Source organism: Nonomuraea sp. NPDC059023 (genome assembly GCF_042740095.1).
GTDB lineage: Bacteria > Actinomycetota > Actinomycetes > Streptosporangiales > Streptosporangiaceae > Nonomuraea.
This window is the reverse complement of the sequence record NZ_JBHYIO010000058.1, coordinates 40,926-54,512: the sequence shown is the minus strand read 5'-3', so window position 1 is coordinate 54,512 and position 13,587 is coordinate 40,926. Positions and strand designations below refer to the sequence as shown.

The 13,587-nt window shown below is 69.0% G+C and carries 14 protein-coding genes and 1 pseudogene; 3 read left to right on the top strand and 12 right to left on the bottom strand.

Features of this window, described 5'->3' with window-relative positions; genetic code table 11:
* Window positions 1-448: 448 nt before the first annotated feature.
* Window positions 449-733: a hypothetical protein gene (locus tag ACFWYW_RS53540; RefSeq protein WP_379624556.1), complete on the top strand. Its 285-nt coding sequence runs from the start codon at window positions 449-451 to the stop codon at window positions 731-733.
* Window positions 734-738: 5 nt separating this feature from the next.
* On the opposite strand, the gene ACFWYW_RS53535 is transcribed toward ACFWYW_RS53540, so the two are convergent.
* The 8 genes and pseudogenes from ACFWYW_RS53535 to ACFWYW_RS53500 form a co-directional block, all read right to left on the bottom strand.
* Window positions 739-1,215, bottom strand: coding sequence for a hypothetical protein (locus ACFWYW_RS53535; RefSeq protein ID WP_379624558.1), 477 nt, complete (start codon window positions 1,213-1,215; stop codon window positions 739-741).
* A gap of 378 nt (window positions 1,216-1,593) precedes the next feature.
* On the bottom strand, window positions 1,594-2,064 hold the full coding sequence (locus tag ACFWYW_RS53530) for a hypothetical protein (RefSeq protein ID WP_379624560.1): 471 nt from the start codon (window positions 2,062-2,064) through the stop codon (window positions 1,594-1,596).
* Window positions 2,061-2,207, bottom strand: a complete 147-nt coding sequence (locus ACFWYW_RS53525) for a hypothetical protein (protein WP_379624562.1) — start codon at window positions 2,205-2,207, stop codon at window positions 2,061-2,063. The genes ACFWYW_RS53530 and ACFWYW_RS53525 overlap by 4 nt, the downstream gene beginning before the upstream one ends.
* A 359-nt stretch (window positions 2,208-2,566) precedes the next feature.
* A complete protein-coding gene (locus tag ACFWYW_RS53520; protein ID WP_379624564.1) occupies window positions 2,567-2,893 on the bottom strand; it encodes a hypothetical protein in 327 nt (108 codons plus the stop codon).
* A gap of 507 nt (window positions 2,894-3,400) precedes the next feature.
* The gene (locus ACFWYW_RS53515) at window positions 3,401-4,618 is read right to left on the bottom strand and encodes a helix-turn-helix domain-containing protein (protein WP_379624566.1); all 1,218 of its coding nucleotides are present in this window, start codon (window positions 4,616-4,618) and stop codon (window positions 3,401-3,403) included.
* Window positions 4,619-5,246: 628 nt separating this feature from the next.
* Window positions 5,247-5,378, bottom strand: a pseudogene (locus ACFWYW_RS53510) (daunorubicin/doxorubicin resistance ABC transporter ATP-binding protein DrrA); the annotation flags it as partial.
* 186 nt (window positions 5,379-5,564) lie between these two features.
* Window positions 5,565-6,089: a hypothetical protein gene (locus ACFWYW_RS53505; RefSeq protein ID WP_379624568.1), complete on the bottom strand. Its 525-nt coding sequence runs from the start codon at window positions 6,087-6,089 to the stop codon at window positions 5,565-5,567.
* A gap of 133 nt (window positions 6,090-6,222) precedes the next feature.
* Window positions 6,223-7,086: an LLM class flavin-dependent oxidoreductase gene (locus tag ACFWYW_RS53500; protein WP_379624570.1), complete on the bottom strand. Its 864-nt coding sequence runs from the start codon at window positions 7,084-7,086 to the stop codon at window positions 6,223-6,225.
* Window positions 7,087-7,564: 478 nt separating this feature from the next.
* Between ACFWYW_RS53500 and ACFWYW_RS53495 the strand changes: the two genes are divergently transcribed.
* Window positions 7,565-9,727, top strand: coding sequence for a transglycosylase domain-containing protein (locus ACFWYW_RS53495; protein ID WP_379624572.1), 2,163 nt, complete (start codon window positions 7,565-7,567; stop codon window positions 9,725-9,727).
* Here the strand turns inward: ACFWYW_RS53495 and ACFWYW_RS53490 are convergent.
* A complete protein-coding gene (locus ACFWYW_RS53490; protein ID WP_379624574.1) occupies window positions 9,718-10,137 on the bottom strand; it encodes an SRPBCC family protein in 420 nt (139 codons plus the stop codon). The two genes, ACFWYW_RS53495 and ACFWYW_RS53490, sit on opposite strands and share 10 nt — an antisense overlap.
* Before the next feature lie 22 nt (window positions 10,138-10,159).
* On the opposite strand from ACFWYW_RS53490, the gene ACFWYW_RS53485 reads away from it, so the two are divergent.
* Complete coding sequence (locus ACFWYW_RS53485; RefSeq protein ID WP_379624576.1) at window positions 10,160-11,245, top strand: sensor histidine kinase; 1,086 nt, start codon at window positions 10,160-10,162, stop codon at window positions 11,243-11,245.
* Here the strand turns inward: ACFWYW_RS53485 and ACFWYW_RS53480 are convergent.
* From ACFWYW_RS53480 to ACFWYW_RS53470, 3 genes are read right to left on the bottom strand one after another with little or no spacing between them, the layout of a single operon-like run.
* Complete coding sequence (locus tag ACFWYW_RS53480; protein ID WP_379624578.1) at window positions 11,226-11,870, bottom strand: response regulator; 645 nt, start codon at window positions 11,868-11,870, stop codon at window positions 11,226-11,228. The genes ACFWYW_RS53485 and ACFWYW_RS53480 overlap by 20 nt on opposite strands.
* Window positions 11,861-12,979 (bottom strand): sensor histidine kinase, encoded by a 1,119-nt coding sequence (locus ACFWYW_RS53475; protein ID WP_379624580.1) that lies wholly within the window; start codon window positions 12,977-12,979, stop codon window positions 11,861-11,863. The genes ACFWYW_RS53480 and ACFWYW_RS53475 overlap by 10 nt, the downstream gene beginning before the upstream one ends.
* The gene (locus ACFWYW_RS53470) at window positions 12,963-13,580 is read right to left on the bottom strand and encodes a DedA family protein (protein WP_379624581.1); all 618 of its coding nucleotides are present in this window, start codon (window positions 13,578-13,580) and stop codon (window positions 12,963-12,965) included. Before ACFWYW_RS53470 ends, ACFWYW_RS53475 begins: the two co-directional genes overlap by 17 nt.
* Window positions 13,581-13,587: the final 7 nt, after the last annotated feature.

The following is a 13,587-nucleotide window of genomic DNA, read 5'->3' as shown; positions in this document are numbered from 1 at the left end:
GCCGCCCGCCCCCCATTGACTTCCCTTTTTTTTTCTTACTTCTCGATGGGGGGGCCCCCCCCGGCCCCCCGCCCCGGCCGTGCCGGGGCAAACCGGCCGCAACCGCGCCGGAGTCCGCCGCGCCTTGCGCATGCGGCCTGGCGGCCGTTCGCGGCGCGGCGGACTCCGGCGAGCGGCCAAGCCCCGGCACGACCGGGGCGCACGCACACAGCCATCCTTCCCAATGCCGAACAACCATCAAGATCAACAGACGCCATTCCGCGGGACGGGCTAACGTGATCTTGGACGCGCCGCGCCGCCCGCCGGCCGAACTAGCTCCGCATGCGCTCCGCTGCCCTAACGGGTCGCCTACGGCGATTCAGACGGCAGGCGGGCGACGCTCCCGCCATTGCCCCCTACCTGCCACATTGCCGAACATCCAACAGGCGCCCGCCGTATCATCGAAGCTGTGACAGAGCAGGTGTGGACCGTCGCATGGTGGCAATCCGGCTGGGGCGTCTGGCCAGGCGAAGAACCCGACCTCACGACTGACCCCGCCTACACCACCTTGAACCTTCCGCACGTGGCATCCGAGGCCGCCACCTACTGGGCGCTGGGCGTGATCCCGCACGGTTCAGGATCGGTGCGTTGCCAGTTCGGCGGAGACCCCGATGGCGTAGCCAAGTGGGAGAAATGGATCGAGGAACAGCGCGCGATCCGACGCCGACGCCGCCGCCGACTCTGGCTTTTCTAGACCACCTACGAGATGTCCCGGGCGTTCTCACAGTCCACCGACGCCGTCTGTTCGTCCGACGCACGGAACTCCTTGCCTGTGTCGAACGTGCCCGCCTGTTCGACCCGCGCCCTGTACCGCCCTGACTTGCACGGCGACAGCGCGTAGGAGTACGTGTGCTCCCGCCCCGGCAACTCCGTGAACGGTTGCGAACCCACGTCGAGCCATTCCCCGCCGAACCTGCTTTCCTTGTACGACACCCTGATGTGCGTGGCCTGAGTCGCGATTACTGACGCGTTCGAGCACTTCTGATGGACCTGCACCCGCACCCGGGGGGCCGCACTGCCGAACCTGACCGCCTCTATGGCCACCTCCTGAAAGCAGCCGACCGCCGCAGCCGGGGGCGGTGGCGGGGGATCGGTCGTGCTACCGCCGCAGCTTTGCGGGGCCGCGCCGAGGACGAGGACCGCCGTCGCTAAGAGCTTGAACCTTGCACCGTGCATAGTTCGCTCCTCTCTGACCACTTCCGAACATGCCGGTACGGCAGCGCGGTTGGGACCACGGTCTTTGAGACCCGGTCTCTGGGGGCCATCCAGGAAACCAACCGCACTGCCGCACCTCGCCGAAGCGATGACGCCGAGCCTTCCTTGAGGCCCGTCATCCCCACCGGTTACGGCGGTAGAGGAGCATGCCACCACTCCGACCCGCCCGGTACCACGCTGCCTATGTCGGGTAAAACAGCGTGGCACCGGACATCTAACGCGGATGGCAGGCGCGACGCCATGAGCCCGCCATCCGCGACCCGAGGGCGACGACGCGGGAGATCACATACACTCACACCCCTTCTTGTGAGATGTTCGCTCACCGCGCCGCCGCCCAGCTCAACCCCTGCGATACACCGCCACGCACGCCTCGCACGCATACTGATCATCCGCCGAGAACGGCAACGCCCAGTCGTCGATAAACAGCGGCTTCACCCCGACCCCGCACACCGCCAGCGCGCGTTCCGCCCCCTCAGGCGAGCCGTACTCGACCGCGTGACTCACCCGCCCCGGCCCGCCGCCCTGCGCACCAAGCTGGTAGCGCTGCTCAAGCGGCACCAGCTTCACCGGCTCCGCCTCATACGTCAGGTCCTCCCACGCCACCACCCACCGCCGCCGAGGCGTCCCCGCCCGCCCGTCCAGCACCGCCTCACTCAGCCGCACATACGCGAACGAGTCACCCACAACCGCCCCCGTCACCAGCGCCAAACACCCCATCAGCACCGCCTCGTGACGCTGCGTCTCCTCCGGGCTATGCCGTACATCGATGATCTTCGCCCACTCGCCCACCTGCACCGCGCCACCGCTCACCGCACACCCCCGGCCACCAGCTCACGCCCGGCCGCCGACTCCACCGCCGCGCCGTCCGACTCCAGCTCCACCACGAACCAGACCGCACCCCGCATCCGCACCTCATCCAGCCAGAAGCCCCACGCCGCCGCCAGGTCCGCCACCAAGGCAAGCCCGCGCCCCGTGCACTCATACGCATCTGCCGAACGTGGCCGAGGCACCGACGAAGCCGCCCCCTGATCGATGACCACCACAACCACCGACAGCGCCCCGCCCGCCCTCTCCCGCCCCTCAAACGCCTCAAGCGTGAACTCCCCGCCCGCCCCCGACGCCGTATGAACCAGAGCGTTCGTCACCACCTCCGAGGTCAGCAGCTCCGCCAGCTCCCGCCCCGCATCCCCGTGACCCCTCCCCGCCAGGGCACCCGCCACACACCGACGCGCCACCCCCACCGCCCACGGCTGTCCGAGAAGGGTCACCTTCACCAGCCGGACACCGCGCAACCCAGGCCCGACGCCGCCCATCACACGACCCCGCTCAACACGGTCATAGCCGCATTCTCAGCGCCCGCCGCCACCCGCCGCTTCCGGTTGTGGCCCCAGCTAAACCACCACTCGCCGCTCTCCAGATCCGCCGTGATCCGCTTGTCGTTCGCCGCCCCCGGAACCCGCACATACATCTCCTGCCCGAACGGCAGATGCACCGACACCCCGACACCCAAATTCTGAAGGTCCCACGCCAGGTGCATCAGGAACGTGTACCGCAACGTCACCACGTAGTCCGCGCCCTCCGCTATCCGGGCCTCCTGCCACGGGGTGAGACGGGTCTTGTAGGTCTTAGAGTTGTTCACGGGTCGCACCTCCTGATGTGCGATCAAGGCCCCGGCCGGTGTCCAACCACCGCGATTCCGGGGCCGTCCTACTTCTAGGTCACGATTGCTTCGCCAGATCCGTTGCCCTGTTCCGGGCTGTCGGCGAGCCTCTCCGCCTCCGGCAGGCACCGAAGACTCAAGTGCTGCCGGTCATACTGATCAATCGACGGTGACAGCAGCTCCCAATAGGGACTTCTCACGACAGCGCCGTCACTGATCCGCTCCGCGCACCAGTCGCCGTGGCTCCGATCATCGAGAACTTCCCGCCAGATCTCCCACTGGCCAGCATGCGTTGCTTGTAGTTCTTCGAGTGTGCTTGGCCATGGACCGTGGAGCGTTTCCGCTCTCTGCCGCTCCGGTCGCACTTTATTTCACCTCCCGGAGAACACTTACTGGTGAATGTAAGAACGATTGGCCAGACACAACAGAAGCGCAGCACAGCCCTTTCGCTGTACTGCGCTTCTGAGGGGCTATGCTACGTAGCCCTTACTCGTAAATTCCCAGGTAGTCAGCTAGCGACCGTTGATCATCTGTGAGTACTCGCGAGCTGGAATCTATGACGTCACGGAACGTATCGCGAGCCATCTGCTGATATCGCAGCCAATGAGGACTACTGGAACGTAGATCAAGCAATACACCTACTGCCTGGTCTGCACCATTTGTCTGACTGTGCGCTCGCGCCACATCAAGCATGTGGCGGTCCCATTCCTCATCCGTCATGTCACTGCTTCGCCGTAGACCTGCCGATATTTCGAGCGCAGCCCCCGGATCACCGCCGACCAGCGCGTTCTCTGCCTGCTTCATCTGCACAGTGAGAGGCCCGAACGTCTTCGCGTCTACTGTCCAGTGTTCTCTCTGGAGAGGCCCGGCCGCCGCAGCCGCCATCCCGTGATACTCCCGAGCTTCCTGAGGCCGGTTGTTACGAGCTGCCGCCGCACTAGCCCTCAGGAGCATCCAGCCCCAAGCCGCGAGTTGATCAGCCGACGCAGACGACACCCGAGGTTCGAGCGAGTCCGCTGCATCCGAGCACAGTCGCTCAACCTCCGCGAACCGCCCTTGTCGAAGCATCGCATGGGCCTGCCCGCTGATAGCTGCCGCTGCAAGCGGCTTGTCGTCGATCTCCAGAGCATCACGCAAGGAAGCGTGAAGCGCGGTAAGCGCCAGGTCATGGGCCCGAATCTGAATCAGGTAGCGCCCGGTAAGCCCCACGATGTTCGCCCGCGTCCGCAACGCATCCGAACGCACCCGCTCAGGGAGCCCGTTAACGTGATGATGAGCCGAACGGACCAGCGCCGGAAGGATCTCCGCCAGGGCGTCGTACCGATCCGTTTGGTAGGCGCGAGTCATCGCCCCCACTGCCTGATCGAGCCGCGTCAAGTCCAGATCGTCATCAGCTCCACCGTAGAGAGGCGTTCCCTGGAGTCCGATCGGAGGATTGATCGCCGCTCGAATTTCTGCCAGTACAGCCGCGTCATGATCTTCGTCACGCGGTTCAGGGGAACGTGGAGTGACGAAGGTAAGCGTCACAACACCTAGAGCACGCGCAAGCTGATGGAGTGTTTCGAGGCGCGCACTCCCACCTTGTTCGATCTTCTTTACCACGGGCACGCTGAGATTCGCCGCGTGCGCCAGATCCTCCTGAGTCCACCCCTTTAGGCGTCTCTTGTCTCTCAACCGGTTACCCATTGATTCGTCAGCCGACATGACGTGCCGCCTTCCTAAAGGGACCGTGACGCCTTCAGGCTAACCGAACTAGCCCTTTACGGATGGTTTCCCTGATTAGCCGCACGTTGAACCAGGAGAAGCATTGCCAAACCTCGCCTGCCGCCGCTCGCCCTGCCCGTACTAATGACTGCCCAGGTCAATGGGGTCGCGTCCGCGCCGGCTGAACTCGCTAAAGGCTCGCCCCAACGGGGTGGCCTACGGCCATTCAGACGGCCCGCACGCTCACGTCCGGCACCAACAGCACACCCACCAGACCGGAACAGCAGGCCCGTAGCACACCTACTGCAGAGGCGTTGCCGGATCGTTTCGGAGCCGTCCGGCGGGGACCCCTCCAAGATCACAATCGTGGGGCCAGGAGGGTGGTACCGGTCCGGGGTGCAAGCCCCCCTCCTTGCTATACAGCGTATGGCCCCACAATTCTGATCTTGCCCCACCGGCCAGCACCACCGCAACGATCCGCCAACCCCTCCCACGTCCCCCGAGCAAGCCCGGCCCGTAGCCGCACCCCTGCCACCCGCCCACCGAGCCGGAAACACACACAGACATGACCCAACCCCAGCGAACCCGAACCGACACCCCCAAAGGCACAAATAGGTCACATTCCGTGCGTGGTCTTGCCCGCGCCGTTGGGACCGAGCACCGCCAGCACGCTGCCCTGGCGGGCGGCCAGGTCTATTCCGGCCAGGGCGGTGGTCGTGCCGAAGCGTTTGACCAGCCCTTCTGCTTCGAATGCGTTCATGACCGCCAGCGTGCTCGGCGGCCCTGGCAGATCCCGCACAGATCGCTGTCAGACCCGCGCACACGCCGACCTCTGATGCCGCGGTCCAGGGCATACGTCAACCGCTGCGGCCGGTTCCGTCCTGACCTTGGACAGCGGCCTCGAACTCGGGACCGCCGGGTGGATCGCGCTCCTCGGCGGTGCGGATCAGGATTGCGCGGGTTCTCGGGTGGCATGGTGTAGCAGCCCGGAGCCGCCCGCCGCTACGCCGAGGTGAGGTCTCCCCCGTTGGCCAATCCGGGCAGGCAAGGGGCGGTTGTCACCGCAGGGCGGCGTGGCGGAGGGAGTGGAGCCGGCGGCGACGAGCTCTCCCGAGCGGGACACGGCCTTGACCTGCGCGCCGCTGACGGGCGTTTCGCGCCGTACCTTGCCGCTCGGGAGGTCGAGCACGCGCAGGCGCCCGTCCTTCAGCTGGTGCAGTCGCTTCCATCCGGCATCCGGTACGGCCTCGCCGTACTCGCGGATCTGCTTGCCGGTGGCCAGGTCCACCGCGACCAGCCCGGACGCGGTCCTGGCATACAGCGTCCCCGCGAGTCCGACCGGCCGGGTGGGCGGCGGGCTCGCGGGTCTGGCGGCTGCTGGTTCCGCCTGGGTTCCGGCGCAGGCGGACAGGGCGGGCAGGGTGGCCAGGGCGAGCGCCCCGGCCAGCAGTTCACGTCGCGTCGTCCTCACACCAGCCCTACACCGCCCGGCCACGAAAGGTTCGGCGCCTACCCGGCCGCGAGGGGTCCGCGCCTTTCCTGCCGGCCGCAACGGGGTTGGTGGCCTCTCTCATCGACCGGCTGTGCGAGGTTGCCGTCTCTTTTCAGGTGGCCGGTGGGCCGTGTTCGATGCGGCGCAGGACTGGGACCAGCTTGTCCAGGGTGTCGCCGCCGATGTGCTGGCGTTCGTCCCACCAGGTGACGCCCTCCTCGATCAGGGGCGCGATGATGGCCCGTGCCTGCGCGGGGTCCGTGGGGGTGACGCCGCCGGCGACGATGTCGAAGGGGTCGGTCCGGTCCAGGCGGGCGCGTTCTTCGCGGGTGAAGGCGATCAGGTCGCGTACCTCCTCCACGTGTGGGGGTTGTCCGTGCCTGGCGGACTCGAACAGCGGGACCGCGCCGTCCCAGCGGGCCGCGCGGCGCATGGGGCGGCGGTTCGGCCAGTATCCGGCCACCCACACGGGCGGGCGTGGCTGCTGAACGGTGGCCGGTAGCAGCGCCACGTCATGGGCCTCGAAGAAGCGGCCCTTGTGGGTGACCGGCTCGCCGCTCCAGTAGCGCGCCATCAGGTCGAGGCCCTCATCCAGGCGCGCGGCCAGTTCGATCGGGTCGGTGCTCTCTCCGAACGCGCCGTACTCCTCCTCGATCGGCGCGCCCAGGCCCGCGCCGAAGATGACCCGGCCGCCGCTGAGGGAGTCGAGGGTGGCGACCTGGCGGGCGAGTTGCTGGGGGCGGCGCCTGGCCACCGGGGTGACCAGCGTGCCCAGCCGGAGACGGGTGGTGGCCAGCGCGGCGGCGGTCAACAACATCCAGGGGTCGCCGAAGGGGGTGCGTTGCTTGCGGTGTACCACGTGGTCCCAGACGAACAACGCGTCCCAGCCGGATTCTTCCGCGGCCGCGGCGACCTTGGCCACGTTCCTGGCGTCGGCGAACTCCCCGAAGTTCGGGATGTTGATCGAAAAGCGCATCCTCGCATCCTGTCCGATGGGCGAACGGCCCGGCAATCGACAGGCCGAACCGACCTCCCAGGCAACCTGGCAACCACCACCGGGATGGCCTGACAGCGCTTCTGCCGAGACAACCACGCGCCCGGGAGACCCAACAGCCCCGCCTCGAAGCCGCCTGCCGGGCAACTGCCTCTCAGCAATCCGCCAACCAGGCAGCCTGACAACCTGTCTGCCGGACAGCCGTCACGCCAACCGCGTTCCGGGCGGCCTGGCAGAGGCGGGTGCTGGGTAATCCGACAGGGGCGGGTTGGTGGGTCTCGTGGGGCTGGGTAACCTGCCGGCATTCGCGGGCCAAGGTTCCATCGAGGCATCGGGAAGGGCTAAAAGACCTGCGACGATAGCCGTTTCATCATCGCCGGATGGCGGATATCGGTCTTGGACATGTCCCTGCCCGATCTGGTCTTATTTGATGCGAAATTTCGGGGAACGGGGGCACGGGGTGGGGAAGCGGGCTGGTCGGAGCGTCGCGCAGCTGGCGGGGGTGGGACTGGCGGCCGGAGTCGTCGCGGCGGGGATGGGGGCGCTGCCCGTCGGGGGCGCGGGTATGGCGATCATGGCGGCTACCGGCGAACTGCAACCGGTGGAGCTCAAGGAGCCGCCGCTGGCGGAGAAGTCCACGCTTCTGGACGCCGCCGGCAAGCCCATCGCGCAGTTCTATGAGGTGTACCGCGAGATCGTCCCTCTGGCCGACGTGGCCGAGACGATGAAGACGGCGATCATCGCGATCGAGGACTTCCGCTTCTACGAGCACGGCCCGATCGACTTCCAGGGCATGGCCAGGGCGCTGGCCAAGAACCTGTCGGCGGGCGGGGTCAGCGAGGGCGGCTCCACGATCACCCAGCAGTACGTCAAGCAGGTGCTCCTGACCCAGGCCCGGACCAAGGAGGAGAAGGCCAAGGCCCTGGAGACCAGCTACGCCCGCAAGCTCAACGAGCTCCGCTACGCCATGTCCGTGGAGCAGAAGTACACCAAAGACCAGATCCTCGAGAAATATCTGAACATCGCGTACTTCGGCGCCGGTGCCAACGGCGTCGAAGCCGCCGCCAAACGGTTCTTCGGCGTCCCGGCGGCCAAGCTCACGCTCGGGCAGGCGGCCACGCTGGCGGGAGCCGTACAGTCGCCCAGCAACACCGACCCCTCGGTCAGCAAGGCCCACCGCGCGCGGCTGCTGGAGCGCAGGAACGTCGTCCTGGACCGGATGGCCGGGCTCGGCAGGATCTCCAAGGAGGACGCGGAGGCCGCCAAGGCCAAGAAGCTCGGTTACAAGGGCGTGCCGCTGCCCGGCGGCTGTGAGTCCAGCCCGTACGCCTATTTCTGCCTGTACGCGCGCAACGAGATCCTCAACGACCCCTCCTTCGGCAAGACCAGGACCGCCCGCAAGCACTTCCTGGAGCGCGGCGGGCTGACGATCCGCACCACGCTCGACCGCCGCATGCAGGCCGCGGCCGACCGCGCGATCAAGAAGCGGGTGTACGCCACCGACAACCCCGTGGCCGCCGAGGCGCTCGTCCAGCCGGGCACCGGCAAGATCAAGGCGATGGCGGCCAGCCGCGAGTACGGCAGCGGCAAGAACCAGATGTCCTACAACCTGGTGGCCGACGTCGCCCACGGCGGCGGGACCGGCTTCCAGCCCGGCTCGACGTACAAGACGTTCACACTGGTCACGGCGCTGCAGCAGGGCATGCGGGTCAACGACGGGATGACCGTGGGAGCCGGATACCGCGCCCCCGGCTACTCCACGTTCAAGAACTGCAAGGGCGGCAACGTCGGCGACCCCACGCACACCGTCACCAACGACGAGGGCTCCGGCGGGTACAAGACGCTGCAGACCGGGACCTGGGGCTCGGTCAACACGTTCTTCCTGGAGCTGGAGCAGCGGGTCGGGCTCTGCGAGACGGTCAAGACCGCCAAGGCGCTCGGCAGCAAGCGGGCCGACGGCAAGCCGCTGGGCGAGTACCAGACGTTCACGCTCGGGATCAACGAGAGCGACCCGGTGACGGTGGCCGCCTCGTACGCGGCGCTGGGCGCCCGGGGCAGGTACTGCGCGCCGATGGCCATCACCGCGATCACCGACCGCGACGGCAAGAAGACCGCCTACGAGCCGGAATGCCGCCAGGCGATCGACCCCGAGGTGGCCGACGCGACCGCGCACGTGCTGTCGGGGGTGTTCACCAAGGGCACGATGCGCGGGGTGGGCGGCATCGGACGTCCGGCCGCGGGCAAGACGGGCACGACCGACGACTACGCGGCGGCCTGGTTCGCCGGGTTCACCCCGGATCTGGCGGCCGCGGTCAGCATCGGCGACCTGCGCGGCGCGCAGCGCTACAAGCTGACCGGCGTCACGATCGGCGGCCGGTACTACGGCCTGGTGGCCGGGGCCACGATCGCCGGGCCGATCTGGCAGGAGACGATGACGGACGCGCTGAAGGGCGTGCCGCAGACGCCGTTCACGCCGCTCAACACCGCCCGCTTCGGCGGCGGCGAGCCGCCACCCAGCGAAGACGAGCCCCCGAGCGACGAAGAGGCGCCACCCAACGACGACGAGCCGCCCTTCAACGACGAAGCGCTGCCGAACGACGAACAGGACGCGCCTCAGCGCTGAGCGAGTTCCCCCAGCCTGAGCAGCGACCGCCGGGCCAGCAACACGGTCGCCGCGTGCACCACCGGCCAGCCCGGCAGCGCCCACCGGGGCACCTCGACCCGCTCGGCCCACACCACCCGGCACCACCGCGGGCCGAGCGGCCGTACCCGGAAGGCGCCCTCCCCGCGCACGATCGCGCCGGTGTGCTCCACCCGCACCCGGCGCGGCGGCTCCCAGTGGGTGATCGTCATCGTGTCGAGGAAGCCGAACGGCCTGATCCCGGTGTAAGCCTCGATCATGTCAGGCCCGGCCTGCCAGGCGTCGGTCATGAACATCCACTCGTGGTGGCGGGGCCAGTCGGTGATGAGGGCGAAGACGTCCTCGGCCGGTGCGTCCAGCTCGACGGCCACGGCGGCGTACCTGAGGCTCATCAACCCAGCCTACGGTGGACGGATGCAAGGTGATCGCCCCGGCCACGCCCGGCCCGGACTCAAGGGCTTCCTCGGCTTCGGCCTGCTGGGCGTGGGCGTGCTCTGGGACTGTCTGGCCGGGGTCTACCAGCCGGTGTGGCCGGCCTGGGCGGGGCTGGCGCTCACGCTCGGCCTGTACGCGATGCTGATCCTGTCCCCGCTGCCGGTCGCCGCCGCCCGCTGGGTGGTGGCGGCGATGGCGGCCGTGGTGACGGGCATGGCGCTGGTCTACGCGAACGGCTGGTTCTACCTGTTCCCGTTGCTCGCGCTGGCCTGCGCGCTGGTGCTTCAGGGCCGGGCCGTACAGCTCGCGCTGGGCGCGCTGGCGGCCGTGACCGCGTTCGCGGTGTGGCGCGGCGGCGAGGGGATCGGGCCGATCATGGGCTTCGCCTGGGGGTCGTTCAGCACGGGCGTGGTGATGGCGGCGTTTTTGCGGCTGCACGTCGTGATCGCCGAGCTGAACCGCACCCGGGAACGGCTGGCCGAGGCGGCGGTGGCCGAGGAACGATTGCGCTTCTCCCGGGATCTGCACGACCTGCTCGGCCACACGCTCTCGGTGATCGTGGTGAAGGCGGAGGCGGTGCGGCGGCTGGCCGTACGCGATCCCGAGCAGGCGGCGCGGCAGGCGTCCGACATCGAGTCGGTGGGCAGGCAGGCGCTGACCGAGGTACGCGAGGCGGTGACCGGCTACCGCGAGGTCAGCCTGGCGGTGGAGCTGGAACGCGTCCGCGAGGCGCTGGAGGCGGCGGGCGTGGAGGTGGTCGTGCGCCGCGACGGCGCGACGCGCTCCGCGCAGGCCGAGGCGCTGCTGTCGTGGGTGGCCCGCGAGGCGGCCACGAACATCCTGCGCCACAGCACGGCCGCCCACGCGGTCTTCGAGGTGGCCGGCGCCGCGCTCACGGTCCGCGACGACGGCGCGCCCAAGCATCGGGACCGGCCGCCGGGCGGCGGCCTGCGCGGCCTGTCGGAACGCCTGGCCAGGGCCGGGGGCAGCGTCGAGGCCGGTCCGCTGCCCGGCGGCGGCTACGAGGTGCGGGCGAGCCTGCCCGTCACGACTGCAGATAGCTGAGTACGGCCAGCACGCGCCGGCTGTAACCGGTGGTGTGGGAGAGGCCGAGCTTGTCGAAGACGGCGTTGACGTGCTTTTCCACCGCGCTCTGCGAGACGTGCAGCGCCTGGGCGATCGAGGCGTTGGTCAGCCCCTGGGCCATGTGCTCCAGCACCTGCCGCTCGCGCGCGGTCAGGCGCGAGAGCGGGTCGGTGTGGCTGGTGCGGGCCAGAAGCTGGCGGACCACCTCCGGGTCGAAGGCGGCGCCGCCCTCCCCCACCCGTTCCAGCGCGTCGAGGAAGTCGGCCACCTGCGCCACCCGGTCCTTCAGCAGGTAACCGACGCCGTCGACGCTGCCGGTCATGAGCTCGGTGGCGTACTTCTTCTCCACGTACTGCGACAGGACCAGCACCTTGACCGACGGCCATCGGCGCCGGATCTCCAGCGCCGCGCGCAGGCCCTCGTCGGTGTGGGTGGGCGGCATGCGCACGTCCACGACGACGATCTCCGGCTCGTGCGCCTCGACGGCCTCGATGAGCGCCTGCCCGTCGCCGACGGCCGCGGGCACCTCGTGGCCTTCCTCGTGCAGCAGCCGTACGAGGCCCTCGCGCAGCAGCGTCGAGTCCTCGGCCAGGATCACCCGCATGGCAGCTCCGCGGTGATCACGGTGGGGCCGCCGGCCGGGCTGTCCACGAGGAGCCTGCCGTCGATCGCGGCCACCCGCCGGGCCAGCCCGGACAGTCCCCCGCCCGTGGGTACGGCTCCGCCGCATCCGTCGTCTTCGATACGCACGACGACCATTGTCCCGTCCTGCCGGATCTCCACGCTCACGCCGGTGGCCGCGGCGTGCTTGGCGGCGTTCGTCACCGTTTCCGAGACCACGAAGTAGGCGGCGGTCTCGACGGCCATCGGCGGGCGCACGGCCAGGTCGCAGCGGATGTGCACGGGGACGCTCGAGCGTTCGGCGACCCCGGCCAGCGCCTCGGCCAGGCCGAGGGTGTCCAGCCCGCTGGGGTAGACGCGCCAGGCGACCTCGCGGAGTTCGGCCAGCGCCCGTTGCGCGTCCTCGTGCGCCTGGACCATCAGTTCGGTCTTGCCGCCCCGGCGGGCACGGCCGATGAGCATGGACAGCGCGACCAGGCGTTGCTGCAGCCCGTCGTGCAGGTCGCGCTCGATCCTGCGCCGCTCGGCGTCGACGGCGGCCACGATGCCGGCCCTGGTCTCGGCCAGTTGCTCGATGCGCCGGATGAGCGCGGCGGTGGGGTCGGGGGCGAGCATTCTGCGGGCCAGGCGGCGCTCGACCACGCGTACGCCCACAAGTCCTGAAATATCGAGGAAAAGCAGGACGATGCCGATGAGGCCGAGGTAGAGCAGCAGCGGGACCGTGGGCATCATCCCGTCGTACGGCTCGTTGTGCATCCACGCCCAGCTCGCGCGGGTTCCGGCCGCGATTCCGAGTTCCAGCAGCGACAGGACGAGGCCGCCGAGCAGGCCGAGCGGCACCCGCGCCGCCAGGTAGGCCATGGCCCGCCCGGCGTCGGCGAGTTCGTCCACCGGCACCCGCAGCCGCCGGGCCTCGGTCCGCGCGAGCCACAGCGCCGCCCGGTCCAGCGCGGTGGGCGAGGTGGCCCCGCCCGCCTTCCGGAGGGCGTGGACCGGCGCGGCGACGATCAGGAAGACGAGCTCGGCCACCGCGGTGAGGGCGCCGAGCGCGATCTCCCAGAGCAGGCGCAGCGCGTCAGCGGCGCGCTCCATGCTTGCCCTTTCGCCGTTCGCTGAGCCGCATGCCGATGAAGACCAGGACGGCGAGCACCGCGAGGCCGAGCACCACCTTGCTCCCGATGCCCACGTACGCCTCGACCAGGTGCCAGCTCTCCCCCAGGTAGTAGCCGGCGAGCACGAAGATGGAGTTCCAGATCGCGCTGCCTGCCAGCGTGAGCAGGGTGAAGGTGGGCAGCGGCATCCGCTCCACACCGGCCGGGACCGAGATGAGGCTGCGGAAGATGGGGATCATCCGCCCGAAGAAGACCGTCTTCTTGCCGTGCTTCTGGAACCAGGCCTCGGTCTTCTCGATGTCGGAGATCTTCACCAGCGGCAGCTTGCCCGCCAGGCGCAGCGTGCGTTCGCGGCCCAGCATGGCGCCCACCCAGTACAGCGCCAGCGCCCCCACCACCGAGCCCAGCGTCGTCCACACCAGTGCGTCGATGAGATCCATCTCACCTCGGCTGGCGGTGAAACCGGACAGTGGCAGGATCACCTCACTTGGCAGCGGGGGAAAAAGGTTCTCCAGCGCGATCGCGAGGCCCGCCCCTGGCGCGCCCAGGGTCTCCATGAGGTCAACCACCCAGTCCGTCATGTCATGA